At 61.3% G+C, this 24817-nt stretch carries 23 protein-coding genes; 8 read left to right on the top strand and 15 right to left on the bottom strand.

Annotated features, from left to right (window positions below):
- Position 1: 1 nt before the first annotated feature.
- From ACZCWR_RS16970 to ACZCWR_RS16935, 8 genes are all read left to right on the top strand, one after another.
- Positions 2–1081 (top strand): glycosyltransferase family 4 protein, encoded by a 1080-nt coding sequence (locus ACZCWR_RS16970; protein ID WP_487304155.1) that lies wholly within the window; start codon positions 2–4, stop codon positions 1079–1081.
- Between the two features lie 37 nt (positions 1082–1118).
- Positions 1119–2312, top strand: a complete 1194-nt coding sequence (locus tag ACZCWR_RS16965; RefSeq protein WP_487304154.1) for a glycosyltransferase — start codon at positions 1119–1121, stop codon at positions 2310–2312.
- A gap of 24 nt (positions 2313–2336) precedes the next feature.
- Positions 2337–3437 (top strand): glycosyl hydrolase, encoded by a 1101-nt coding sequence (locus ACZCWR_RS16960; protein ID WP_487304153.1) that lies wholly within the window; start codon positions 2337–2339, stop codon positions 3435–3437.
- A 522-nt stretch (positions 3438–3959) separates the two neighbouring features.
- Entirely contained in the window at positions 3960–6314 is a 2355-nt protein-coding gene (locus ACZCWR_RS16955) for a polysaccharide biosynthesis tyrosine autokinase (RefSeq protein WP_487304152.1), read from the top strand.
- A gap of 148 nt (positions 6315–6462) precedes the next feature.
- Positions 6463–6693, top strand: coding sequence for a hypothetical protein (locus ACZCWR_RS16950; protein ID WP_487304151.1), 231 nt, complete (start codon positions 6463–6465; stop codon positions 6691–6693).
- 256 nt (positions 6694–6949) lie between these two features.
- A complete protein-coding gene (locus tag ACZCWR_RS16945; protein ID WP_487304150.1) occupies positions 6950–8371 on the top strand; it encodes a hypothetical protein in 1422 nt (473 codons plus the stop codon).
- Positions 8372–8490: 119 nt separating this feature from the next.
- Positions 8491–8832 carry an FKBP-type peptidyl-prolyl cis-trans isomerase gene (locus tag ACZCWR_RS16940; RefSeq protein WP_487304149.1) on the top strand — a complete coding sequence of 114 codons (342 nt, stop codon included), beginning with the start codon at positions 8491–8493 and terminating at the stop codon, positions 8830–8832.
- 10 nt (positions 8833–8842) lie between these two features.
- Positions 8843–9625, top strand: a complete 783-nt coding sequence (locus ACZCWR_RS16935) for a helix-turn-helix domain-containing protein (RefSeq protein WP_487304148.1) — start codon at positions 8843–8845, stop codon at positions 9623–9625.
- A 40-nt stretch (positions 9626–9665) separates the two neighbouring features.
- On the opposite strand, the gene ACZCWR_RS16930 is transcribed toward ACZCWR_RS16935, so the two are convergent.
- The 15 genes from ACZCWR_RS16930 to leuB form a co-directional block, all read right to left on the bottom strand.
- The gene (locus ACZCWR_RS16930; protein WP_487304147.1) at positions 9666–10151 is read right to left on the bottom strand and encodes a hypothetical protein; all 486 of its coding nucleotides are present in this window, start codon (positions 10149–10151) and stop codon (positions 9666–9668) included.
- Positions 10152–10398: 247 nt separating this feature from the next.
- Positions 10399–11946 (bottom strand): amidophosphoribosyltransferase, encoded by a 1548-nt coding sequence (gene purF / locus ACZCWR_RS16925; RefSeq protein WP_487304146.1) that lies wholly within the window; start codon positions 11944–11946, stop codon positions 10399–10401.
- A 137-nt stretch (positions 11947–12083) separates the two neighbouring features.
- Positions 12084–12620, bottom strand: coding sequence for a CvpA family protein (locus ACZCWR_RS16920; protein ID WP_487304145.1), 537 nt, complete (start codon positions 12618–12620; stop codon positions 12084–12086).
- A gap of 16 nt (positions 12621–12636) precedes the next feature.
- Positions 12637–13425 carry an SPOR domain-containing protein gene (locus tag ACZCWR_RS16915; RefSeq protein WP_487304144.1) on the bottom strand — a complete coding sequence of 263 codons (789 nt, stop codon included), beginning with the start codon at positions 13423–13425 and terminating at the stop codon, positions 12637–12639.
- Positions 13426–13481: 56 nt separating this feature from the next.
- The gene (gene folC, locus ACZCWR_RS16910; RefSeq protein ID WP_487304143.1) at positions 13482–14792 is read right to left on the bottom strand and encodes a bifunctional tetrahydrofolate synthase/dihydrofolate synthase; all 1311 of its coding nucleotides are present in this window, start codon (positions 14790–14792) and stop codon (positions 13482–13484) included.
- Between the two features lie 79 nt (positions 14793–14871).
- Entirely contained in the window at positions 14872–15744 is an 873-nt protein-coding gene (gene accD, locus ACZCWR_RS16905) for an acetyl-CoA carboxylase, carboxyltransferase subunit beta (RefSeq protein WP_487304142.1), read from the bottom strand.
- A gap of 73 nt (positions 15745–15817) precedes the next feature.
- Entirely contained in the window at positions 15818–16621 is an 804-nt protein-coding gene (gene trpA / locus ACZCWR_RS16900) for a tryptophan synthase subunit alpha (protein ID WP_487304141.1), read from the bottom strand.
- Between the two features lie 66 nt (positions 16622–16687).
- Positions 16688–17539, bottom strand: a complete 852-nt coding sequence (locus ACZCWR_RS16895) for a DNA-methyltransferase (RefSeq protein WP_487304140.1) — start codon at positions 17537–17539, stop codon at positions 16688–16690.
- Between the two features lie 12 nt (positions 17540–17551).
- Positions 17552–18745, bottom strand: a complete 1194-nt coding sequence (trpB, locus tag ACZCWR_RS16890) for a tryptophan synthase subunit beta (protein WP_487304139.1) — start codon at positions 18743–18745, stop codon at positions 17552–17554.
- A 41-nt stretch (positions 18746–18786) separates the two neighbouring features.
- On the bottom strand, positions 18787–19470 hold the full coding sequence (locus ACZCWR_RS16885) for a phosphoribosylanthranilate isomerase (RefSeq protein ID WP_487304138.1): 684 nt from the start codon (positions 19468–19470) through the stop codon (positions 18787–18789).
- Positions 19467–20270 carry a tRNA pseudouridine(38-40) synthase TruA gene (truA, locus tag ACZCWR_RS16880; protein WP_487304137.1) on the bottom strand — a complete coding sequence of 268 codons (804 nt, stop codon included), beginning with the start codon at positions 20268–20270 and terminating at the stop codon, positions 19467–19469. The genes ACZCWR_RS16885 and truA overlap by 4 nt, the downstream gene beginning before the upstream one ends.
- Position 20271: 1 nt before the next feature.
- Positions 20272–22092, bottom strand: coding sequence for a FimV/HubP family polar landmark protein (locus ACZCWR_RS16875; RefSeq protein WP_487304136.1), 1821 nt, complete (start codon positions 22090–22092; stop codon positions 20272–20274).
- Between the two features lie 129 nt (positions 22093–22221).
- The gene (gene asd / locus ACZCWR_RS16870) at positions 22222–23343 is read right to left on the bottom strand and encodes an aspartate-semialdehyde dehydrogenase (RefSeq protein ID WP_487304135.1); all 1122 of its coding nucleotides are present in this window, start codon (positions 23341–23343) and stop codon (positions 22222–22224) included.
- An 84-nt stretch (positions 23344–23427) separates the two neighbouring features.
- Positions 23428–23619 (bottom strand): hypothetical protein, encoded by a 192-nt coding sequence (locus tag ACZCWR_RS16865; protein ID WP_487304134.1) that lies wholly within the window; start codon positions 23617–23619, stop codon positions 23428–23430.
- A gap of 111 nt (positions 23620–23730) precedes the next feature.
- On the bottom strand, positions 23731–24798 hold the full coding sequence (gene leuB / locus ACZCWR_RS16860) for a 3-isopropylmalate dehydrogenase (protein WP_487304133.1): 1068 nt from the start codon (positions 24796–24798) through the stop codon (positions 23731–23733).
- Positions 24799–24817 lie beyond the last annotated feature (19 nt).

Raw genomic sequence — 24817 nt, 5'->3', positions numbered from 1 at the left:
CATGGATACTTCGATCGCACCGGGCAAGCTCGTTTATAACGGCCGCTTCACCAGTCAGAAAACCACTGGCGTGCAACGCGTCGCGCGCGAACTGGTCGCCGCGCTCGTCAAGCTGCCGCAAGGCTCGCATGTGAGGCTTGCCGTGCCGCCGCAGGACGGGCTCGATCCGGTCGCGGGCGTCGATACGGTCAGGCTCGGTTTCGGGCGCGGCGTGCTGTGGGAGCAAGTCGTGTTGCCGCTGTTCGCGGGTCGTTCACGCATCGTCAATCTGAGCAATTCAGGCTCGATTTTTCGCGCGAATCAAATCATCTACATGCACGATGCGGCGGTGTTCGATACCCCGGCGCATTTCTCGTGGAAGTTCCGCATGTGGTATCGCGTGATGTTCTGGATTCTCGCGCGCACATCGAGCTGCGTGCTGACGAATTCGGTCTTCTCGCGCGACCGGCTGGCGCATCACGTCGGCGTGAATCCGGAACGGATCGGCGTGGTGCCGCTCGCCGCGGATCATCTCGACATCGTGGTGCCGGATACGTCGGTGATCGAAGAGCTTTCCCTCACACCGCGCCGCTATGTGCTCGCCGTGAGCAGCATGAATCCGACAAAGAACTTTCAGCGTCTCGTTGAAGCATTCAAAAGACTTAACGATCCTTCCATCGACCTTGTGATCGTCGGCATGAAGAACGCGACGATATTTGGGCATGCAGAAGATTTGTCAGACGCACCGAATATCAAGCAAGCGGGTTACGTCAGCGACGAAAAACTCAAGGCTTTATATCAACACGCCGCTTGCTTCCTTTATCCTTCCATTTACGAAGGTTTCGGCATTCCTCCGCTGGAAGCAATGCGCAACGGGTGCCCCACGCTCGTTGGCCGCGCGGCGGCCTTGCCCGAAACCTGCGGCGATGCATCGATATATTGCGATCCTTTTTCAGTAGACGATATCGCATTGAGATTGCGAGAACTGCTTGCCTCGACCGAACTGAGCGAAGACCTTAGACGTCGTGGCCTGCTCCATGCTGAGAAGTATCGCTGGACGGAAAGCGCGCGCATGCTCATGCAGTTCATCGACAGGGCGTGACCGAACAAGCAAGGTCACGCCGACAAGGGGAAGGCTGGTGAGGTTGGGAATTTACTGCGACTCGGCGATCAACGGCGGGCATGAGGAAATGCTCAAGCGCTTCATGCGCGCGCTGGTCACGAGCGCTGGAATCGATACATTGCACATTCTCGTGCCGGTCGCGAATGAAGCCCTTCACGAGTACGTGACCGATCTCGCCCGCACGTTTCCGAAGGTGCAGGTCATTGGTCTCGAATACACGGCTGAGTCGATCGGCAACGACGTACTGGCGCTCACACGCGCCGCGCGCTCGACGACCGACACGCTGCGCTCGCTCAGGCTCGCCCGTTTGCTGATTGCTCAGGGCACCATTGCATCGGGGCTGGCCGGCCTGATCGCCGCGCGCCTGGCGGGCGTGACCGCCGTGAGCTACTTGCCGCTGGTCGACGATGGTCCTTCCCGGCCGGGCAGCGTCGCCGCGCTCAAGTGGATCGTCAAGCGCGTGCTGTATCGCATACCGCAGGAATACATCACGCTCAATGACCACTTGAGCGGCAAGCTCAAGAAGCTCGCACCCGGCGCCCGAAGAATGGTGCTCGACAATTACGTCGATGACCGCTTCAGCCGTTCGACCCTGAGCCGCGATGCCGCGCGCGGCACGCTCGGCTTGCCCGATGACGGCCGCACCATCGTCTCGCATATTGGCCGGCTCAACTGCAAGCAGAAGCGTCAGGATTTCCTGCTCGATGCGATCGAACGTCATGCGGCGAAGTTTGAAAAAACACTCGTGCTGATCGTGGGCGAAGGACCGGATTACGCACGCCTCAAGGCGCGTATCGACGCCAGCCCGCTTCTGAACGCGTGCGTGAGAATGGAAGGCCCGCAGGCGGACGTGCTGCCTTATATCATCGCAAGCGACGTGCTGGTGCTGCCTTCCGCTTACGAAGGCGTGCCGCTGGTGATGATCGAGGCGGTGCTGGCGGAGCGGCCCATCGTGGTGTCGCGCGTATCGGGTCTGGATGCCTATCTGCCGGATTCGCTGCTGTTTCCCGCGCACGATGCAGATGCTTTCGTGGAACGCGTGTTCGCCGCGCGCGATGTCCCGATGGCGGGCCTGAGCCGCGAGTTCCGCCGGCGTTTCTCGCGCGAGGCGTTCGATGCGCAGGCGCAAGCCACCGCGACCTGCATGGCAACGGAACGCGACGGGCAGAACCATGCCGCGCATGAACCGTCTGACGTTCTGGCCAAATAAAAAAGCTTTTACGAGGACCCCATCTTGAAGCGAAACCTGCTCGTTGCCGTCTCTGTCGCCGGGGCCGCGTTGGCTGCCTCGGTGCTTTTGTTCGCCTGCACGAGCAATGCGGGTTATAAGACCGGCAACGGTGGCGGCGGTGGCATGAACGGGAATCCGGTGGCATCGAACCAACCCACCATTCCTTGCGGCAATGGGACAAAGAGTGTGTTTTATGGCGTGGTTGGCCATCTCGAACATCGCGGCATCTATCGCATGATCGACTTCAACCAGCAGATCGCGCAGATGCGTGACCTCGGCATCACGATCAACGCGCAGGACGTGTCGAGCCCGGATTCCGCCGCACGCGTGGCGGATTTCGCGCGCATGGCGGCGAAGTCGTGCATCGGCGTGCTGGCGCTGGTCACGCCGTTCGAGCCGCAAAAACGCCTAAACGAGCAGGACGCGTTCGATCGGGGCTACGCACTCGGCAAGGTCGCGGGCAGCACGCTCAAGGGGCTGGTCAAGTATTACCAGGTGGGCAACGAATACGACAACTGGACCATTCTTCCCAATCGCAGCGGCGAGTCGCCGAAGGATTACGACAACGCCATGTACATGAAGGGCCGCGGGTCCATTCTCGGTCTCATCAAAGGCATTCGCGAGACCAACCCGGATGCCAAAATCCTGCTCACGTCATTTAGCTGGCTGCACTACGGCTATACCGACATGCTGTTCTCCGGCACACAGCCGGACGGCACGACGGGTCATCCCATCCCGCAATGGGACATCACCGCATGGCACTGGTATTCGAACATGGGATCGATTCTTGCTGCAGGTGACAAGAAAGTGAACGTGCTGGCGCGCCTCAAGAGCAGCTATGGCAAGCCTATCTGGATCACCGAATACGGCGTGAGGCCCAATTATTCCGACCCGGACGGCTATCTGGTGGGGCCGAATGCGCTTCGGGGGTTCGTGTCGATCGCGAAAACGTATGACGTGCAAAACGTCACGCTCTATGAACTTTATGACGACCAGAAGTACGGCGGAGATGGGAACTACGGACTGATTCAGGATGACGGCTCGACGCGCAAGCAACGTTTCGATGTCGTGCGCGACTTCATCAAGACCAATCCGATGCATTGAGTCCGAACGGTCAAGCGCGGGCGCAACCCGCGATTATCGCCTGAAATTTAATCGTCGAAAGTGGTACGCCCGGCGTTTCGAGCGTGTTTACGTTCGGTAGTCAACAGACGCATGCAACTTACGGCAGGAAGATACTCGGACGCTATTTTTTTTGGTTTTCTTAACCGTTAGCATTGAGCGGATGCCATGAGGTTCTGGACGCATGCGCCCGGCCTCCGGTGAATTTTTTGCTTTGATAAAAATTTCGGGCTCACGAGGAGTCGAACCTGCTGAAGACGCGCTCGACCAAAGCCGCTCTTTGCATTCGATTCAAAGCTCGCACAATCGACATAAAAGTCTGTTGAATTAGTCTAGCCGCTCGGACGAATCAAAGCATTCGGACCGACGAATCTCAGGCGTCTACGTCTTTTAAGCCTTGCCGGCCACAAACCGGAACACAACACCCTGACGCGCCGCGGAAGCACTGCGCGGTCGTTTTGTTTTTTCTGACGCTGACGCAACGCTATAACCATTGAACTGAGGATGCCGCCTTTGAACACGCTCTATGTCAACTCCGGATCTTCGCGCTCGGTCAAGGACGACGATGAATTCACCGCGAGCGACATGCTGAGGTTGCTCCGCGATCACATCGGCATGTTGCTGCTGTTCATCGCCGTGGCGGCCGGCCTTGCCTGTGCCTATGCTTTCCTTGCGACGCCGATCTACTCCGCGGATGTCGTCGTTCGCGTGGACCCGCCCGATCCCAACGCACTGGGCATCTCCTCGGCTCAGCAGGCTCAGGCGCCGCAGCAATTGCCGACCGTGCCGCAGCTCGCCCCGGCCGAAATCGACATCATGAAAAGCCGGTCAGTGCTCGAACCGGTGGTTCGCCGCTTTGGCTTCGATGTCGAAACGAAGCCGCGCGCCCTGCCCGTGATCGGCTCGATCGCCGAAGCCCTGAACAAGAAGGGGCACCTCTCCCCTGCATGGCTCGGCATGGATTCGTATGCATGGGGCGGCGAGGAACTGCAGCTTGGCCGTCTGGATGTCCCGGCCGATCTGGAGAACGAGAAGCTCGATCTCAAGCTCGTCGAAAACAACCAGTACGAGTTGAGCTATGACGGCGATGTGCTCGTGCGCGGCACGGTGGGAACGCCTGCTTCCGCGAACGGCGTGTCCATTCTCGTGAACGATATCGTGGGCCATCCCGGCGTGCATTTCGCTGTGAAGAAGCTGAACATGATCGATGCCATCGGCAAGATGCTCAAGTCGATCAAGGTGGCTGAATCCACCAAGGACACGGGCGTCGTGCAGATCAACTACATGTCCGACGATGCGCAGGAAACGGCGGACGTGGCCAACGCGCTCGGCGCGGCTTACCTTACCGCGTCGGTGCAAAGCCGTCAGGCCAACGACACCAAGACGCTCGAATTCATTCGTGGCGAATTGCCGCGACTCGAAGCCGATCTCAAGCAGGCCGAAGGTAATCTGAGTTCGTTCCGTTCGAAGTCGCAATCGGTGCAGCCGGTGCCCGAAGCGCAGGCTTATTTGCAAGGCAGCATCACGGCGATGCAACAGCTCGCCATGCTCAAGCTGCAACGCACGCAGGCCATGAAGCTGTTCCAGCCGAGCAGCATTCAGGTCACGAATCTGGATCAGCAGATCGCCGAACTCGAAGCGTCGAACAAGCAGATTCAGCAGCGCTTCGACAACATGCCGGCGGCGGATCGTCAGAACGCGGAGCTCACGCGTGATGCGCGCGTGGCCGAAACCATCTACATGGGCATGGTGAACAAGGCCGAGGAATTGTCGGTGCGTCGTGCGAGCACGAGCGGCGGTGCGCATATCGTCGATGCGGCACTGCGTCCGAAAGATCCGACCAAGCCGTACAAGCTCCTGGTGATCGCGGCGGGTACGGGCCTCGGCTTCTTCGTCGGCACGTTCTTCATCTTCCTGCGTCGCCATGCAATGATCGGCGTGACCGATCCGAGCTTCGTCGAACGTCGTCTGTCGGTGCCGGTGCTGGGCGAAGTGTTGTTCAGCCGCTCGCAGCAGATGCTCGATCACGAGATCGCCATGTCGCCGGTCGAGCGCGCGCCGCTGGGTTATTCGGGCAAGCAGCCGCACCAGCGTATCGAGCCGAAGGCTTTGGCCTACGCCCGGCCCCAGGAAAGCGACACGTACGCCATGCCGCAAGTCCCCGCCGATGCGCGCGTGCTGGCTTCGCGCTTCCCGCATGATCCGGCTGTCGAAGCACTGCGCGCCGTTCGCACGGAGCTGTATCGCGATCTGGTGAATGCGCCGAACAACATCGTCATGCTGACGGGTCCGATTCCTTCGGCTGGCAAGAGCTTCGTCGCGGCGAATCTCTCGGTGCTGCTCGCGGAAATCGGCCTGCGTGTGTTGTTGATCGACGGCGACATGCGCCGTGGTCATATCGCCTCGTTCTTCAAGCAGTCGAACCCCGGCGGTCTGGCGGAAGTGCTCAAGGGCGAAATTGAACTGGGCGACGCGATCCGCTATGTCGGCGTTCCGGGCCTGTCGTTCCTGTCGTGCGGTGCTTATCCGGAGAATCCTTCCGAACTCCTGATGATGCCGCGCTTCCGCGATCTGCTGGCGCGCATGAGCGATCAGTTCGATTTGGTGATGATCGACACGCCGCCGTTCCTCGTCGTGACCGACGCAGCGATCGTCACGAGCGATGCAGGCTCCACGGTCATGGTGCTGCGTTCGGGCATTCAGAGCGAAGAGGAAATCGAGGAAACCGTGAAGAAGGTGCAGCGTTCCGGTGGCCGTCTGGTGGGTTCGGTCTTCAATGCGATTCCGCGCCGGGCCAGCAACCGCAAGAATTATGGTTACGCGGCGGCTTACACCAGCACTTTCAAATCGGTGAACTGAAGAAAATTAATGCAATGCACGAGCGCCGCGTGAGTCTCACGCGGCGCTTTGTTTTTTGTTCATATCCTTACACATTAAGACGAGCTAATATCAATCGTGAAGATACCGACGCGCATCGTGCCGTCAAACGAACCGTGGATGAACCTTCATGAACGGACATCTCTTCGCTGGTCATCGGCTCGTGGTATGCAGACGCTGCGGCAGGTCCGTGGCGGCGGGGGCGCATGTATGCCCGCACTGCGATCATCGTCGCCTGTCGCGCTCGGCGCGCGCACGGCATGCAGGCACAACCTCGTTGCGTCATGCGCTCATCAGCATGCCGTTGCGCATATTGGTCGGCTGCGTGTTGCTGACCATGACGGCCAGCGTGTATCCGTAAATCGATACGGTGAACTGACCGAACGTCCGCGCTTCGGTCTGAGCATTGACAGTTGCGGCACGAAACCTGCTTGCCCAGCACGAGACGGCGAGGACGAGCGTCAGCGCACAGACTGCGCTGCGTCTTCGCGCGAGCATGGAACGTGGAAACGTGTTTTCCCCCACACGCCGCCCGAAAATTCCATTCGACGGAACTCACTCCATCCGCTTCCCATCGGCAAGCCCGTATTCGACGGGCGCCATGCAGGCCTTAGACGATGAAAGAAAAAGCGACGCTGCTCGACTACTACTTCCGCATCTGGGCGTTTGCGATGCCCATTACGTCGTTCCTTTTGATTCCATCGATTCAAGGTACGACGATTGGTTACGGCATGTGTTTCATGTCCGTACCCGTCGTGCTCATGTTCGGCGGCAATGGCCGCAAGAAGTGGTCGCACTTTCTGCTTGCCGCCATCATCGTGTGGCTGATGATGTTCTGCGCAACCCAGTTCGCCGATGTCGTCGCCCCGTTCGACGCCGACTTCAGCAAAGTCACCATGGTCGATGACACGGATCTCGTCACCTTCCTGCTGCGCAAGAGCATGTTCACGCAATCGATCTATGTATCGGCTGTCGTGTTGTGGGGCGCTTACGTCTATCACTTTTATAAGCCGTCGTGGGATCAATGGCTGCTTGCCGCCGTGACGCTGTTCGCGATCTACGGCATTTACGAAGTGGTGTTCTTCATTCTCACCGGCGGCCCCGGCGATTTCATTTCCAATCGCGCATTCGGCAATCAGTTCGGGCGCGGCATCGTGCGTTCGGACGGCACCGTGAACGGCAGTTCGTTTCAGACCATCAGCATAGGTGGACTGAATATTCAGCGTCTCAAGGCGCTGACCGGCGAACCGTCCATGTACGCCATGTCGATCTTCCCGTTCTGGATTTACTTCAACGCGACGTCGCGTCTGCGCTGGCCGGTGTGGATCATCGGTGCGTCGCTGTTGATGAGCACGTCGTCCACGGTGCTGATCGGCTACGCCGCGTATGCGGTCATCCGCATGCGCAAGATCGGTATCAATCCGCTCAAGGCGCTGGTCGTGCTCGCGGTGCTGTGCGTGATCGCGTTCGCCGCGCAAAGCTATCTCGGCGACCTGTTCCAGCAGATGGTGCTGGACAAGCTCGAAGGGAATAACGAATCCGGCTCGGATCGTCTCGCGACGTTCCTGGCATCGCTTGAGTTGTGGGCGCATGGCTCGCCGTTGAATCAACTCTTCGGCATCGGCTTCGGATACATACGATCGACCGACTTGTTCTCCACGCTGCTCGTCAACACCGGGCTGGTCGGCTTCCTGTTCATCAGCGGCCTGATGCTCTATCCCGCGTTCAAGCTCGACTGGGATGCGCGCGGCATGGCGTTGCGGCAATGCTGCGCGGCAACGTGGGCGATGATGATGATCTCCGTGCCCGAGTTCGCCTATCTCGCGCCGTGGACGTTCATCGCGGTGGCTTATGTGCGCGTGCGTGCGCTAAAGCAAGCGAAGAAGGAAGTGCACGTTCAGGCCGCGGCCGCCGTCATGGACGACATGAATATCGGCACCGACTTCGGCACGAACGGGAACACGCCTGCGAGCGGCCACGCGCATATCGGCACGGCATTCGGCAACCGCATTCAGCCGCCGCGCGGGCGTCATCTCTGATTCGTGCTGATTCGTTCTGCTGCACGAACGAAGCAGCCTCCCTGCCATCCCCTGGCGTTCTACAATGATGGTTTCGACCACCGGCGCTGTTTGCGGCGCCGGGCAACCAGGGAGCAACCATGGCGATTGTCACGACCGATTCCGGCCTCAAATACGAAGATGTCACCGTCGGTGACGGCGCAGAAGCCGTCGCGGGCAACACGGTCAGCGTGCATTACACGGGCTGGCTGACCGACGGCCAGAAGTTCGATTCCAGCAAGGACCGCAACGACCCGTTCGCCTTCGTGCTGGGCGGCGGCATGGTCATCAAGGGCTGGGACGAAGGCGTGCAGGGCATGAAAGTGGGCGGCGTGCGCCGTCTCACGATTCCGGCCGATCTCGGCTACGGCGCGCGCGGCGCGGGCGGCGTGATTCCGCCGAACGCCACGCTCGTGTTCGAAGTGGAATTGCTCGACGTTTAAGCTCCGTACGATGAGCACGCCCGTCCATCGTCCATTGGTGTCGCTGCGCCGTTATCAGGCGGTGCAGGCCACGCATCGTCACGACTTCCATCAGATCGTGCTTGGCTTCGACGGCGCGATGGGCATGGCCGTGGACGGGCGCGAGTGGTGCATCGACAGTCGTCGCGCGTGGATCATTCCGGCGAACGCGAGCCACGATTATTGGGCCGATGGCGAAAATACCCAACTCGTGCTGGATCTGCCGGCGGCGTCGGTCGCGGTGCCGCAGCGCTTCTTCGAAACCGCGCGCACCGTCGAACTCGATGACGGCATGACGCAACTCGTCGCGAATATTGCCCTGCGCGCGAACGATGAAGCCATCGCGCAGCCGGGCCGTTTTTCATGGCAAGCGGCCACGCATCTGTGCAGCGTCCTCATGGCCGATGCCGATCACGATCATGCGCTGGACCTCATGCGCGGGCTCGATTTCGCGCGCATCGACCGGTGGCTTCGGCGGCATTTGTCGGAGCCGCTGCGGATCGCCGATCTCGCCACGCATTGCGGCTTCGGCATGCGGCGCTTCCATCAGTTGTTCAATGAGGCATTCGGGGAAACGCCGCATCGGTATCTGCATCGGTTGAGGCTGGATGTGTCGCTCGGACTGCTTGCCGAACCGCGTGCGGCGCTGTCCGACATCGCGCTCGATGTCGGATTCGCGGATCAGAGCGCGTTCACGCATGCGTTTTCGAAGCGCTTCGGCGTGTCGCCGGGGCAATGGCGTAGTGGTGGACCGAAAGCGTCCGACGGCCATTAGGCATCGTCATCCGACTTCAATATCCGCGATTCGCGTATTCCTACTCCGCAACCTTGGGCGACGCAGCAGGCGAACTCGGCTCGGCGCTGGCGACCGGACTTTCCGCGTGCGCCGTATCATCGTGCCGAGCGGCGACAATGATGCCCGCCGGGTAATCGAAACCCGCGCCGGTCCCGATATCGACGCCGATACCGATCACACCGCCGAACAGAAGATTGCCGAAGAACCAGCCGCGTACCGTCGATTTTGCGATCATCGTGCCGAGTTCTGCACCGGACTTCGAGCAGGAAACATCCAGATCGCCGAACGAGCGGTGGATGGTCACGGAGCCGGGCGTCGTCGTGTACCACGTGCCCTTCGAATTATGGAGCTTGCAATCTGCGCCCGCGATTGCCTGGCCATCTGCCGACCGCGTTTCCACGGACAAGGGTTGATTAGTTCCCCCGACGATGGCGGCGCATCCCGAGGTGAGCAAAAGCACCGAGGAAAGTGCGCACAACATACCCAGTCTTGCCTTCTGTTTCATGGTCTTTTTTCTCGTTTAAGTTTCGACTTTTAGTCTTTTACGTCGCATGACATTCGCTCCGGCCGCTTCGAGACTGAAGCGCGCGACGCAATGCATTGACGGCGTGTTTTTTGGGTCGCTACTTTAACGGAAATCCTTAACCGACCTTGCAATCAGCCTGCTGATTTCTGTCAATATTGGTGCAAAAGAAAAAACCCGCTGGCCTTTCGGCACAGCGGGTTTTCTTTAACGCGATTAAGACGTCGGCTTATTCCACCGACAACTGCAAATGCAACTGCGAACGCGCGACACCGCCTTCCTGCGCTTCACTCGCGTCATCCCGATCCGATTGCGATTGCGGCGCAAGACGCGCCGTCTCGATGCGGTCGAGATAATCGGTCGTCACATCGCCCGTCACGTAATTGCCATCGAAGCACGACGCCTCGAATTCCTTGAGATTCGGGTTGATGTCACGAATCGCGTTCTTCAGATCTTCGACGTCCTGATAAACCAGATAATCCGCGCCGATCATGCGCGCGACTTCGTCGTCGCTGCGGCCATGCGCCACGAGTTCGCCACGCGTGGGCATGTCGATGCCATACACGTTCGGATACTTCACCGGCGGCGCGGCGGACGCAAAGATCACCTTGTTCGCGCCGGCATCGCGCGCCATCTGCACGATCTCGTGCGAAGTCGTGCCGCGCACGATCGAATCGTCCACAATCAGCACGTTCTTGCCCTTGAACTCGATGGCCATGGCGTTGAGCTTCTGGCGCACCGACTTCTTGCGCACCGCCTGCCCCGGCATGATGAAGGTGCGGCCTACGTAACGATTCTTGAAGAAGCCTTCGCGATATTCCACGCCGAGCTTCGCGGCGACCTGCATCGCGGCGGGGCGGGACGAATCGGGAATCGGCATGACCACGTCGATCGGCACATCGGGCAACACGCGCTTGATCTTCTCGGCGAGATAGTCGCCCATGCGCAGACGTGCGTTGTACACCGGCACGCCGTCCAGGCACGAATCCGGACGCGCGAGATAGACGAGTTCGAAGATGCACGGATTGAGCGTCGGCTTGTCCGCGCATTGATGACTGTGGAGATTGCCGTCGCTGTCGATGAAGATGGCCTCGCCCGGCTCGACATCGCGCACGAATTCGAAGCCCACGCCTTCCACCGCGACGGATTCCGATGCCACCATCCACTCGACGCCGGTTGCCGTTTCCTGCTTGCCGAGCACCAGCGGGCGAATGCCGAACGGGTCGCGGAACGCAACCAGCCCGTAGCCCGCGATCAGTGAAACGATCGCATACGAACCCTTCACCCGGCGATGCACGCCCGCCACGGCCTTGAAGAGCGCGGTGGCATCGAGCTGAAGTCCGGAGCTTGCCAGTTGCAGTTCGTGCGCGAAGACGTTCAGGAGCACTTCGGTATCGGACGCGGTGTTGATATGCCGCCGGTCGATGCGAAACATCTCGTCCTTGAGCTGCGTCCAGTTCGTCAGATTCCCGTTATGCGCGAGAATGATGCCGAACGGCGCGTTCACGTAGAACGGCTGCGCTTCTTCCTCGCTCGATGCGGAACCCGCCGTCGGATAGCGCACTTGCCCGATGCCCACGTTGCCCGGCAGGCTGCGCATGTTGCGCGTGCGGAACACGTCGCGCACCATGCCATTGGCCTTGTGCATGTGGAAGACATTGCCGTTGACCGTGGCGATGCCAGCCGCATCCTGACCGCGATGCTGCAACAGGAGCAGGCTGTCATAGATCAGCTGGTTCACGGGATTTTGCGAAACTACACCTACGATGCCGCACATGGCAGGTCCTTCAAAGAGTCGAAACGGGTAGACAGGACGGTGCAGACCCGGTGCCGCCTTTCTCGAAATTAGTTCGCAAGAACCAATTCGGAGCGGATGGCCGGACATCGCATGTTCCTCGCGTTGCCAGCCGTTCGCTATTGTGCGGCGTTTCGCGCCGCGCCGCCCGAATCTTCGGGGGCGACATGCACATACTTGGCGAGCGTCTCGGGGAGCAGCGGTCTCAATTGGCGAACGCCCTGCTCGGCCATGGGCCTGAGCAACGCATTGCGCCAGAAATCCATTTTCGGCAATTCAGTCAGGCCAGCCAGCGAGACCAGAATCACCACCAGCAACGCGCCTCGGACCAGACCGAATAGCAGTCCGAGCGAACGGTCCACGCCGCGCAGGCCGGTGACTTCGGTGACGCGCGTCAAAAGCGCCGACAGGACGCTCGACAGCAGCAGCACCGCACCCACCACCAGCACGAAAGCCACCAGCCATTGCGTAAGCTGACCGCCCGGCCACGTCGACGGAATATACGGCGCGACCACGCCGACAAACCGCCCGCCGATGACCAGCGCCACGCCCCAGCCGATCAGCCCGAACGCCTCGGCGACCAGACCGCGCCACATGCCGCGCAGCGCGGACAGGCCGATCACCGCCATCACGGCATAGTCGAAACTCGTGAACATCAGGCGCACGCCGGCTTCAGTTCGCGCGCCGTGGACCACCGCCCAGACCGGCCTGACGCACCTTCACGAGTGCCGCTTGCGCCGACGTGCGATCCGGGAACGGTCCTGCCTGCAACAGCGAGCGCGTGGAGCCGTCCGACTGCTTGCGATGTTCGAGATATGCGGGCACACCCGCCGCTTTCAACTTGCTCACCCAGTTCTGCGCGATGGTTTCATCGTCGAACTGGCCGATTTGCAGCACGAAGCGGCTGCCTGCGGACGATGCGGGCGTGGCTGGGGCTGCGGTTGTTTGTTCTTCGGCGGGTGGTGCTTTTGCGGCCGGTGCTTTTGCTTCCGGTGCTTTAGCAACAGGCGCGGGAGCGGATGCCGCAGGCTTGGCCGGCGCGGCTTGCGGCGTCGCGATACCCGCACTCACACCACCGGATGCAGCCGCCGGGCTATCCGGGGCGACGCCAGCTTGCGTGTCGGCATCGCGGGCTTCGCGTGACTGCTTCACGGCGGGCGCGGGGCGGCTCGGGATATCGATGGAGATGTCGTCGCTGACGGGCTTGGGACGCGAGTCCAGCACCATTGGCAAGATAATGACCGCCGCAAGCACCAGTGCGATGGCGCCGACCAGACGTCTGCGCGCGCGCTGCTTCTCGGGCAAGGTGGGGTCGAGCATCATTGCGTCGGCGTCGGTGCGCTCGGTGCGGCGCGTGCGACGTTCCGTGCGCACGGTGTGACGCATGCCGCGCGACGAATCGGAGTCGGAGTAGCCGTCACGACCGGAGTCGTCTTTTTTGCCGAACGAGAAAATTCCCATGTATCGCCTGGTGCGTGATGCGCTGACGGCCTGCCGTCCCTGCGATCTTGCTCAACTCAGTTGTGCTGCGATCTCCGGTAGGCCATGACGCCTGCTACCGTGTAGAAACTGCCGAAAACCAAAATTCTATCATTTTCAGACGCCCGGCTTAACGCATCTCGAAATGCTTCGGCGGGTGTCTCAAATTTAGCAACGCTGCTGTCGGGGCCGTCGTTGACACCGGCTTCACGCAAGGCGGCTTCGAGTTGGTCAGGCGTAGCACCGCGCGGCGTGGGTAGCGCGGTCACGTTCCAGTGATCGACTTCGCTCGTCAACTGGCGTACCACGCCGGCGATGTCCTTATCGCGCATGGCACCGAACACCGCGTAAGTGTAGGGAGAATAGCCCATATTGCCGAGATTTTGCCCCAACACCGCCGCCGCATGCGGGTTGTGCGCCACGTCGAGGATGATTTGCGGCTTGCCCGGCAACACCTGAAAACGCCCCGGAAGCTCGACATTGGCGAGTCCGAGCCGAATATCCTGCGCGGAAACCGGCACGCGATCCCGCAGCGATTCGAGCGCGGCCAGCGCCGCCGCCGTGTTGATGAGCTGATTCGCGCCGCGCAGCGCCGGATAAGCCAACGCGGGCCGACGCTGCTCGCGTCCCAGATAACTCCACTGCTGACGCTCGTTGCCCGGCTGCGCTTCGTAACGGAAATCGCGTCCGACCAGCCACAAATCCGCGCCGATCGCTTCCGCGTGATCGATCAAACTTTGCGGCGGCGAAGGATCCCCGCAAATCGCGGGCTTGCCCGAGCGGAAAATGCCCGCTTTCTCGAAACCGATCTTCTCGCGCGTGTCGCCCAGATATTCCGTGTGATCGATGTCGATGCTCGTCACCACCGCGCAATCCGTATCTACGATGTTCACCGCATCGAGCCGCCCGCCGAGACCGACTTCGAGAATTACCGCATCGAGCCCACGCGAGGCGAACAGGCGCAGGATCGCCAGCGTCGTGAATTCGAAGTACGTCAGCGAAACGGGTTCGGCAAGACTGACGCGCGCCTGCTCCACTGCTTCGAAATGTTCGAGCAGATCGGCATCGCTCGCCTCGTTGCCGTCGATGCGCGCGCGCTCGTTGAATTGCATCAGATGCGGCGACGTATGGCAGCCGACGCGATAACCCGCGCGCAGCAGAATGGTTTCGAGGATCGCGCAGGTCGAGCCCTTGCCGTTCGTGCCGCCGACGGTAATCACCGGACAGTCGAACTTCAGCCCTAGCGCGTCCTTCACCTTGCCGATGCGCGTCAGGCCCATGTCGATGCCGACCGGATGCGCCGCTTCCAGATGAGCAAGCCACGCGTCGAGAGTGGGAAATGTGGTCATTTTCGAGATAGTAAAAACAACAACGCCGCGCGGAACCTTAAGCGGGCTCTCGCGCGGCGCGGGCGCTGCGTCCGACGAATCAGGCGACGGCGTCGGCGGGTTGACGCGTCATCAGCGCCATCAACTGAGCGATTTCCTCGCGCATCTTGCGGCGATCCACGATCATATCGACCGCGCCCTTCTGCATCAGGAATTCCGCGCGTTGGAAGCCTTCCGGCAACTTCTCACGCACCGTTTGTTCGATCACGCGCGGCCCGGCGAAACCGATCAGCGCTTTCGGTTCGGCGATCACGACATCGCCCAAAAAGGCAAAGCTCGCGGAAACGCCGCCCATGGTCGGGTCGGTCAGCACGGAAATGAACGGCAATTTTGCATCGGACAGGCGCGTGAGCAAGGCAGTGGTTTTCGCCATCTGCATGAGCGAAAGCAGGCTTTCCTGCATGCGCGCGCCACCGGAAGCGGTAAAGCAGATGAACGGCACGTTCTGCTCCAGCGCATTGCGCGCGCCACGCACGAAGCGCTCGCCGACCACGGAGCCCATCGAGCCGCCCATGAAGGAGAACTCGAAGCACGCAACCACGCACGGAATGGTGTGGATCGCGCCGCCCATGACGACCATGGCGTCGGTTTCGCCGGTGTCGTCCATGGCTTCCTTGATACGGTCCGGATACTTGCGGCTGTCCTTGAACTTCAGCGCATCGACCGGCACCACTTCCTGACCGATTTCATAGCGGCCTTCCGGATCGAGCAGGCGGTCGAGCCGTTCGCGCGCGCCAATCCGCATGTGATGGCTGCACTTCGGGCAAACGTGCAGATTCGCCTCCACGTCGTTGCGATACAGCACGGCCTCGCACGACGGACACTTCACCCACAGCCCCTCGGGGATGCCCTTGCGGCTTTTGGGATCGGTTTGTTTGATCTTGGGCGGCAACAATTTGTCGAGCCAGCTCATCGTAATTCCTTCACTGATTCAGGGTGTCGGGGCGCGCTATCCTGGAGTGACGGCGCGCCCGCGGCGACGAATTTTACTCGGCGTGATCCAGCGCCTGTCGAATCTCGGCGATGAAGCTCGTCAGCGACGCGGCCGCCGTCGCGGGCGGTGCGTCTTCCAGCAATTGCACGAGCCGGCTGCCGATCACCACGGCATCCGCCACTTTCGATACGGCGCGCGCCGTTTGAGCATCGCGAATGCCGAAACCGACGCCGACCGGCAGCGGCACATGCGACTTGATGGCCGGGATTTTACTCGCGATGCTGGAAACGTCCAGATTCGCCGCGCCCGTCACGCCTTTCAGCGAGACGTAATAGACGTAGCCACTCGCGATTTTGCCGACTGCCGCGATGCGATCGTCCGTCGAGGTCGGCGCGAGCAGGAAGATCGGATCGATGCCCGCCGCGCGCATGGTCTGACCGAACGCTTCGGCTTCCTCGGGCGGGTAGTCGACCACCAGCACGCCATCCACACCGGCTTCTTTTGCTGCCTTCACGAAGGCATCGTTGCCCATGCGTTCGATCGGGTTCGCATAGCCCATCAGGACGACGGGCGTTTTGTCGTCGGTTTCCCGGAAGCGCGCGACGTCCGCCAGCACGCGCTTGAGCGTGACGCCACGCGCCAATGCGCGCTCGGACGAACGTTGAATGACGGGACCATCCGCCATCGGGTCGGAAAACGGCACGCCGAGCTCGATCACATCCGCGCCGCCCTTGGCGAGCGCGTGCATGAATTCGACGGTCTGTTCCGGGTTCGGATCGCCTGCGGTGATAAAGGGAATAAGGCCTTTCTTGCCCTGCGCGGCCAACGCCGCGAAAGTCTTTTCGATACGGGACATGAGATTTTCTCGAAGTCGTATTCATTGGCGTCGATGCTGCATGCATCTGACGCGATCAGCGACGAATTATTCGGCAGATTCCACGATGGCGGGAGCAGTTTGCGCGGGCAGGACGAGCCGCGTTTCGCGCGCTTCATCGATACGCCGCCGCGCAATCTCGCAGTAGTCGGCGTTGATCTCATAGCCGGTAAATAACCGTCCATGACGCGCACAGGCAACGGCAGTCGTGCCGCTTCCCATGAACGGATCGAGCACGCGACCACCGGGCGGACAACTTGCCAGCACCATCCGCTCGACGATTTCCAACGGCTTTTGCGTCGGATGATCCACCCGCTCCGCATGCTGGCGATGCAACCGCGAGATCGACCAGACATCCTTCGGGTTGTAGCCCATCTCCAGCCACTTGCTGCCTTCGAAAATCTTGCGCGAACGCGCTTTCTTCGTCACTGGATCGTAGGGGATGCGCACCGGATCGAGATCGAAGAAGTAATCCTTCGATACCGCGAAATAGCCGATGTTGTCATGCACTGAGGTAAATTTCCGCGTCGTGCCGCCCATGCTCGGAACGCGCCGGTCCCAGACGATCTCATTGATCATCAGCAGGTGACGCTTCAGAAACACAAACAACTCGGGCGAATATTGCCAGGTGCAGAAGATATACAGCGAACCACTGCGCTTGAGCTTCGGAATCGCCAGTTCCAACCAGCGAAAGGTCCACTCAAGAAACGCCTCGCCGGAAAGCATGTCGGAGTCGTTCCCGTAGTCCTTGCCCAATCCATAGGGCGGGTCCGCGACGATCAGATCGATCGACGCATCGGGAATGCTCGCGGCATCGGCGAGAAAATCGCAGTGGCGAATGTCGATATCGACGCCCCGCAGGGCGCCGACCGACAGCGGGTCTTCGATGACAGTGCGCATCGTCTCTTGGTTTTAGAACTGGATGCCCGAACGCTCGGCAACGGTGTGCATATCCTTGTCGCCACGGCCCGACAAGTTGACGAGCAGCACCTTGTCACGCGACAGCGTCCGCGCGAGCTTCGCGCCATACGCCAGCGCGTGACTCGATTCGAGCGCCGGAATGATGCCTTCGATGCGGCAGCAATCGTGGAAGGCCTGGAGCGCTTCGTCGTCCGTAATGCCGACGTACTCCGCGCGGCCGATATCCTTCAGCCACGCGTGCTCAGGCCCAACGCCGGGATAATCCAGCCCCGCCGACACCGAATGCGTCTCGATGATCTGACCGTTGTCGTCCTGAAGCAGATAAGTACGGTTGCCATGAAGCACGCCCGGACTGCCGACGATCAACGAAGCCGCATGGCGCCCCGTTTCGATGCCATCGCCCGCGGCCTCGACGCCGATCAGCCGAACATCTTTTTCTTCGATATACGGATAAAAGATGCCCATCGCATTCGAACCGCCGCCAACGCACGCGATCACGGCATCGGGCTGGCGACCGGTCATTTCGGGCATCTGCACGAGGCATTCGTCACCGATCACGCGTTGAAAGTCGCGGACCATCATCGGATAAGGATGCGGGCCGGCCACCGTGCCGATGATGTAGAACGTGTTTTCAACGTTGGTGACCCAGTCGCGCATGGCTTCGTTGAGCGCGTCTTTCAGCGTTTTCGAACCGGATTCGACCGGAACCACGGTCGCGCCCAGCAGCTTCATGCGATAGACATTGGCCGCCTGACGTTTCACGTCCTCCGAACCCATATACACGACGCATTCCATGCCGAAACGCGCGGCAATGGTTGCCGTCGCCACACCATGCTGACCTGCGCCCGTTTCCGCGATCACACGTGGCTTGCCCATCTTCCGCGCGAGCAACGCCTGTCCGATCACGTTGTTGACCTTGTGCGCGCCCGTGTGATTCAAATCTTCACGCTTCAGATAAAGCTGCGCACCGCCAAGCATTTCGCTCCAACGCTTGGCGTGATAAATAGGCGACGGACGGCCTACGTAGTGCTTGAGCTCGTAGTCGTACTCTTTTTGAAACTCGGGATCCTGGCGCGCGGTGTCATAGGCGACACGCAATTCGTCCAGTGCATGAATGAGCGTTTCCGACACGAAAACGCCGCCATATTGGCCGAAGTGGCCTCTTTCGTCAGGCAAGTTGTACATTGCATCACTCTCTTTCGACGACGCCCGCAAGACGGACGCCGCTAGATTCGTTCAGCGTCCGCCGCGCGCACCGCGCGAACGAACGCCGCCATTCGGGCGTGATCCTTCACGCCCCGTGCGCCGGCCGCTTCGATGCCGCTGGAGACATCGACCCCGTACGGGCGCACTCGCCGGATGGCATCACTGACGTTTTGCGCGTTCAACCCACCACTCAAAACGGCCAGATGCCCGAGATCTGTTGGGATAAGTGACCAATCGAATACCTTTCCGCCGCCGCCGAAGCCCTCGACCAGAGCATCCAGCAATATGCCGTTTGCGGCTGCATAGTTAAGTGACGATTCTAGCAAATCACTTGCGACTGCATCAGGCCCAACACGCATGGCACGCCAATAGGGCAAACCCGCAATGCCGGCGAGTTCGGCGCATTGTTCGGGTGTTTCGTCACCGTGAAACTGCAGGAGCGAGAGCGGCACGGCGGAGGTGACTTCCCGTATCCATTCGGGCGTCGCGTTGACGAACAATCCCACCGACGACACCAGCGAAGGCACGCGCCGCGCAAGGTCTGCCGCTTTTTCCACACCGACGTAGCGCGGGCTCGGCGGATAAAACACAAAGCCCACGGCATCCGCGCCGAGCGCGACGGCATGGTCCACGTCTTCCGGTTTCGACAAGCCGCACAGCTTGATTCTCGTGCGATGCAAATCGCGATCTTTCTCTTCGATCATTCCGTATCCGTCCAGATGGCGCTCCAAGGCGATGCCGCGACGCGCGCAGCAGGCACCTCGAAACGTTCAGGATAACCGACCTCGGCCAGATACAGCCCGTCCGGCATGAAGGTGGGCGCGGCGGCCCGGCGATCGCGTGCGGCCAGAACTTCGGCCATCCATGACGACGGATGACGGCCCCGCCCGATCGCGACGAAGCATCCCATCAGATTGCGCACCATGTGATGCAGGAACGCATTCGCGCGAAACCGAAAATGGACGAAATCTCCCTGCTCGCGCACATCGATCTGATAGAGATGTTTGATGGGCGTCTTGGATTGGCAATCGGCGGCGCGGAACGAGGAAAAATCGTGTTCGCCGATGAGATGCCGCACCGCTTCCCGCATCGCCTCGACATCGAGCGGCGTGTGCACCCAGCCCGCGCGTTTCGCGAGCATGGGCGAACGCACCGGATTCACGTACAACACGTAGTAATACGTGCGCTCGAAGGCCGCGAAACGCGCGTGGAAGTCGTCGGGCATCGGCTTCGCCCATTGCACGGCGACGGTTTCGGGAAGAAACGCATTCGTGCCGCGCACCCACGAAAACTCGGTGCGCGCGATGTCCGTATCGATATGAACGACCTGTCCGAGGCCGTGAACGCCCGTGTCCGTGCGCCCTGCGACCACGGTTTGCAGCGGCATCTGCGCGAACTCGGTGAGCGCGCGCTCCAGCGTGTCCTGCACTGTCTTACCGTGCGGCTGAGACTGCCAGCCGCAAAACGCCGACCCGTCGTACTGAACGCCCAAAGCAATGCGCATTTCAGGCGTGCGGGGCAAGCGTCGACAACAACGAAGCCGCGCGTTGACGTGTTGCCGGATCGTTCGCGGCAATCACTTCCTGAAGCAGCGTGCGCGCGCCCGGCAAATCGCCCAGTTCGATGTATTCGCCCGCGAGTTCGAGCTTGTTTCGCGCGATGGCTGCCAGTTGCGCGTTGGTCATCGCGGGCAACGGTTCGGTCTGGCTCTTGGGCAGGCCGGCGTTGAAGTCCATGCTCAACGGCGGAAACTGCGTCGCGCCCAGTCCGGCAACGGACGCGGCGCCCGCCGTCCCCGCTTCGATCTCCGATTCGACCGAAGGCGCGTGCAAAACCGCGCTCTCGCCCGCATGTTCGGCAACGGGTTGCGGCGTGAATGGCGCGGGATCGATGGGTGCGCGCTCGGGTTCGGGCGGTTGCATGCCGTGCGACGTCACCGTGCCGCTCGGCAAATTCAGCGTTAATTCCATGCGCGGCGGCAAGCCGAGTTCGAGCGAACCGAGCGCCTGAACAGCTTCCTGCGCGAATTTCGGCATCGGGAAACGCGGTGCGGGCGACCGCTCGTCGTCGCGATATTCGTCGTCCTCGGCGCTCTCGTCACGGTGTTCGGCCGCTTCGGCCTGAGCCGCGCGCAGTTCCGCACCGTGCGCGTTGATCTCGCGCGCTGCCGCATCGCGCGCCAGTTGCGCATGCACTTCTTCCTGCGATGCCTGACGGGCTTCGGCATCGCGCAACTGCATTTCGCGGGCGTGCAGATCGCGCGCCAGGGCTTCGCGGGCGGCGGTTTCGTCTGCGTGGACGGGCGGCGCTTCGGGCTTCGGCGCATCGACAGGCTGTGCGTGAGGAAGCGGCGGCACGAAAGCAGGATGATGCGCGGCAGGCGCGACCGGCTGGAACGCGTCGTCCTGCGGTGGAGCGGAAGGCACGGGGTCGGGCCTGGCGGGCGCGGGCGCCTCGGCGACCTTTGCCTGCGGTGCGGCCTTGTTGACACGCTCGAGCGCTGTTTCGTTGGCCCGCGCTTCGCGCTCGCGTTGCTCCTGAAGTGCGCGATTGCGCGCATCGGCATCGGCTTGTGCTTCTTCCAGCGTCGCGAATGTGCGCGGGGCAGCGGGGTCCATGGCAGCCGCACGGCTGGCCGCGACCTTGCGCGCCTGCTTTTCACTTCGCCACTTGAAGAAGATGGCCAGCGCGACCAACAAGGTTGCGGCTGCGCCGTAGATCGTCGGGTCCGGGCCCGTGTGTGCCGGTGTGGTTGCCGAAGCTGATTCGGGCGCACTTGCCACCGCTACCGGTGCAGGCTGAGACGCCGGTCCAGGCTGCGCCGACACGCTCGACGCCTCCTGCACAGCCGGTGCCGAAGCCACCGGCGCACTCTCCGATGCCGCCGCGCCTGGCGCAGGCGTCGATGCCGCCTCGGTCTGAGCAGGCGCCGACGCAACTTGCGGCACAGCAGGCGCCGAGGCAACGACCTCGGAGGCAGCCACGACCGGTTCCGCGCCCGGCACATTGAGCACCGCCCCGAGCTTCAGCTTGTTGATGTCGTGTCCCGCGAACGAGTTCGGATTGGCCTCGAAAAGCTGACGCGCCATTTTCTGACGCACATCGCGATCCTTCGAACCGGTGATATCGCCCGCGACGTCGTTGAGCGACTGCCCCGGTTTCACTGCATACGTCTGCCCGGAAGGTACGGCGGCCGCTGCTGCATCGCTTGCCTGGGCGAAGGCATCGGCGGGAGGCAGCCAGCATGCCGCGCTGACCGCGAAAATCGCTACGGCAAACACCGCATGCGCGGATGAGACGAGGGACCGGAGAGGTCGTTGAATCATTGAAGCTCCAGGGCGCGACGAAGAATGAACGATGAAAACTTCCAGCACGTGGCCGCACAAACAAAAAGCGCCGCGGGGAAGCGCGGCGCTCTCTGACATGCCCAGCGCTTCCGAAGCGCGTAGTTTACTTTACTTGTCCAACAGAATGCGAAGCATCCGGCGCAGCGGTTCGGCCGCGCCCCACAGCAACTGGTCGCCGACCGTGAACGCGGACAGGTATTCGCCGCCCATCGCGAGCTTGCGCAGACGGCCGACCGGCACCGTCAGCGTGCCCGTGACGACCGCGGGCGAGAGATCGCGCATGGAGGCATCGCGCTCGTTCGGCACGACCTTCACCCAATCGTTGGCCGATGCGAGGATGCCGTTCACTTCGTCCAGCGGCACATCCTTTTTCAGCTTGATGGTCAGCGCCTGCGAGTGGCAGCGCATCGCGCCGATGCGTACGCACAGACCATCGACGGGAATGGAACCCGGCTGGCCCATCGCCGGCTTGCCGAGAATCTTGTTGGTTTCCGCGCCGCCCTTCCATTCTTCCTTCGACATGCCGTTGCCGAGATCCTTGTCGATCCACGGAATCAGCGAGCCAGCGAGCGGCACGCCGAAGTTGTCGACAGGCATGCGTTCGCCGTTCATGGCAGCGAGCACGCGACGGTCGATGTCGAGAATCGCCGACGAAGGATCGGCCAGATCTTCCTTCGCCGCGCCGTAGAGCACGCCCATTTGCTGCAGCAGTTCACGCATGTTTTGCGCGCCCGCGCCGGATGCGGCCTGATAGGTCATCGCCGTCATCCAGTCGACGAGGTTCTCGCGGAACAGGCCGCCGAGCGCCATCAGCATGAGGCTGACCGTGCAATTGCCGCCGACGAAATCGCGGCCGCCCTTGACCAGCGAATCCTTGATGACGTCGAGGTTCACCGGATCGAGGATGATGACCGCATCGTCCTTCATGCGCAGCGCCGAGGCCGCGTCGATCCAGTAGCCCTTCCAGCCCGCCGCGCGCAGCTTCGGATACACCTCGTTGGTGTAATCGCCGCCCTGACACGTGATGATGGCATCGCACTTTTTCAGGTCGTCGATGCTTGTCGCATCTTTGAGCTTCGTCTCGTTTTTCGCGAACGACGGCGCGTTGCCGCCCGCATTGCTGGTGCTGAAGAACACCGGTTCGATCAGATCGAAGTCGCCTTCCTGCTGCATGCGTTGCATCAGGACGCTGCCGACCATGCCGCGCCAACCAACGAGACCTACGTTCATGACTCACTACCCTTGAAGTGGACGCTTCCCCGCACCTTTACCCGGCGTGGCCGCGCGGGGAAGACGCTCGGACACGAGGGACGATCAGCGAATCGTGATCGTTTTGATGGAGACTTTCGTAATGCGCGTTTGAGCGATGCCGCGAAGGGCACCGGTGCGCGTGCTGACGGCGAGTTTCGTCGAGACGGGTTTTGCGCCGCGTCCGATGGAAACCACAGAGAATTGAGAGTTCTTCGCCATAGCAAAGCAATATACACGATAACCGTGCGTTTTCATCGATGGAAGCCGATGAAGGCGCAAAAAACGCGCAGATCGTGCGAAAACACCGGTAAAACGAAACGATCGGCCGTTATTTCGCGCGGATTCGGCCGATCGTTATCGTGGCTTTTAGAGCGCCTTCAGCACTGCATCGCCCATTTCCTTCGTGCCGACGATCTTGCCGTCCGGCGTGGCGATATCGCCCGTGCGGTAGCCCTGCTCCAGCACCTTCTTCACCGCGCTTTCGATGCGGTCCGCCTGCTCCGTCAAAGCGAGCGAGTAACGCAGCATCATCGCGGCGGACAGGATGGTCGCGAGCGGATTGGCCACGCCCTTGCCCGCGATATCCGGCGCGGAACCGTGCGACGGCTCGTAAAGTCCCTTGTTCGCCTTATCGAGCGACGCCGATGGCAGCATGCCGATGGAACCTGTCAGCATCGCTGCTTCGTCGGAGAGAATGTCGCCGAACATATTGCCGGTCACCACGACGTCGAACGCCTTGGGCGCTTTGACCAGTTGCATCGCGGCGTTGTCCACGTACATATGCGACAGTTCGACGTCCGGATATTCCTTCGAAACATCGATCATCACATCGCGCCAGAACTGCGACGTTTCCAGCACGTTCGCCTTGTCGACGCTCGTGAGCTTCTTCTGGCGCTTCTGCGCCGCCTGAAACGCCACATGCGCGATACGCCGCACTTCAGGCTCGGAATAGCGCATGGTGTCGAAACCTTCCTGCGCGCCTTCGAACAAACCGTCCGGCGAAGGCCGCACGCCGCGCGGCTGGCCGAAATAGATATCGCCGTTGAGTTCGCGCACGATCAGGATATCGAGCCCTGACACGATCTCGGCCTTCAGCGACGACGCACCCGTCAACTGCGGATAGCAAATTGCCGGACGGAAGTTCGCGAACAGTTGCAGATGCTTGCGCAGACCGAGAATTGCCTGCTCGGGACGCAGCGCGCGTTCGAGCTTGTCGTACTTCCAGTCGCCGACCGCGCCGAACAGGATTGCATCGGATTCCTTTGCAAGCTTGAGCGTGGATTCCGGCAGCGGATGACCCTGCGCCTCGTAGCCCGCGCCACCGACCGGCGCTTCTTCCAGTTCGAACTTCTCGCCGAGCGCATTGAGCACCTTGACGGCTTCGGCAGTGATTTCCGGACCGATGCCGTCGCCGGGGAGGACTGCGATTTTCATGTGTCGATTCCTTGTCGTA

The organism is Caballeronia sp. A2-2, from assembly GCF_057612605.2.
Note: the sequence above shows the minus strand (reverse complement) of the source record. Positions and strands in the feature narration are given on the sequence as shown.

Coding starts and splice junctions, on each gene's coding strand:
- ACZCWR_RS16970 (WP_487304155.1), top strand. CDS start 2: ATGGATACTTCGATCGCACCGGGCAAGCTCGTTTATAACGGCCGCTTC.
- ACZCWR_RS16955 (WP_487304152.1), top strand. CDS start 3,960: ATGCCGCCTTTGAACACGCTCTATGTCAACTCCGGATCTTCGCGCTCG.
- ACZCWR_RS16950 (WP_487304151.1), top strand. CDS start 6,463: ATGAACGGACATCTCTTCGCTGGTCATCGGCTCGTGGTATGCAGACGC.
- ACZCWR_RS16945 (WP_487304150.1), top strand. CDS start 6,950: ATGAAAGAAAAAGCGACGCTGCTCGACTACTACTTCCGCATCTGGGCG.
- ACZCWR_RS16940 (WP_487304149.1), top strand. CDS start 8,491: ATGGCGATTGTCACGACCGATTCCGGCCTCAAATACGAAGATGTCACC.
- ACZCWR_RS16935 (WP_487304148.1), top strand. CDS start 8,843: ATGAGCACGCCCGTCCATCGTCCATTGGTGTCGCTGCGCCGTTATCAG.
- ACZCWR_RS16930 (WP_487304147.1), bottom strand. CDS start 10,151: ATGAAACAGAAGGCAAGACTGGGTATGTTGTGCGCACTTTCCTCGGTG.
- purF (WP_487304146.1), bottom strand. CDS start 11,946: ATGTGCGGCATCGTAGGTGTAGTTTCGCAAAATCCCGTGAACCAGCTG.
- ACZCWR_RS16920 (WP_487304145.1), bottom strand. CDS start 12,620: ATGTTCACGAGTTTCGACTATGCCGTGATGGCGGTGATCGGCCTGTCC.
- ACZCWR_RS16915 (WP_487304144.1), bottom strand. CDS start 13,425: ATGGGAATTTTCTCGTTCGGCAAAAAAGACGACTCCGGTCGTGACGGC.
- folC (WP_487304143.1), bottom strand. CDS start 14,792: ATGACCACATTTCCCACTCTCGACGCGTGGCTTGCTCATCTGGAAGCG.
- accD (WP_487304142.1), bottom strand. CDS start 15,744: ATGAGCTGGCTCGACAAATTGTTGCCGCCCAAGATCAAACAAACCGAT.
- trpA (WP_487304141.1), bottom strand. CDS start 16,621: ATGTCCCGTATCGAAAAGACTTTCGCGGCGTTGGCCGCGCAGGGCAAG.
- ACZCWR_RS16895 (WP_487304140.1), bottom strand. CDS start 17,539: ATGCGCACTGTCATCGAAGACCCGCTGTCGGTCGGCGCCCTGCGGGGC.
- trpB (WP_487304139.1), bottom strand. CDS start 18,745: ATGTACAACTTGCCTGACGAAAGAGGCCACTTCGGCCAATATGGCGGC.
- ACZCWR_RS16885 (WP_487304138.1), bottom strand. CDS start 19,470: ATGATCGAAGAGAAAGATCGCGATTTGCATCGCACGAGAATCAAGCTG.
- truA (WP_487304137.1), bottom strand. CDS start 20,270: ATGCGCATTGCTTTGGGCGTTCAGTACGACGGGTCGGCGTTTTGCGGC.
- ACZCWR_RS16875 (WP_487304136.1), bottom strand. CDS start 22,092: ATGATTCAACGACCTCTCCGGTCCCTCGTCTCATCCGCGCATGCGGTG.
- asd (WP_487304135.1), bottom strand. CDS start 23,343: ATGAACGTAGGTCTCGTTGGTTGGCGCGGCATGGTCGGCAGCGTCCTG.
- ACZCWR_RS16865 (WP_487304134.1), bottom strand. CDS start 23,619: ATGAAAACGCACGGTTATCGTGTATATTGCTTTGCTATGGCGAAGAAC.
- leuB (WP_487304133.1), bottom strand. CDS start 24,798: ATGAAAATCGCAGTCCTCCCCGGCGACGGCATCGGTCCGGAAATCACT.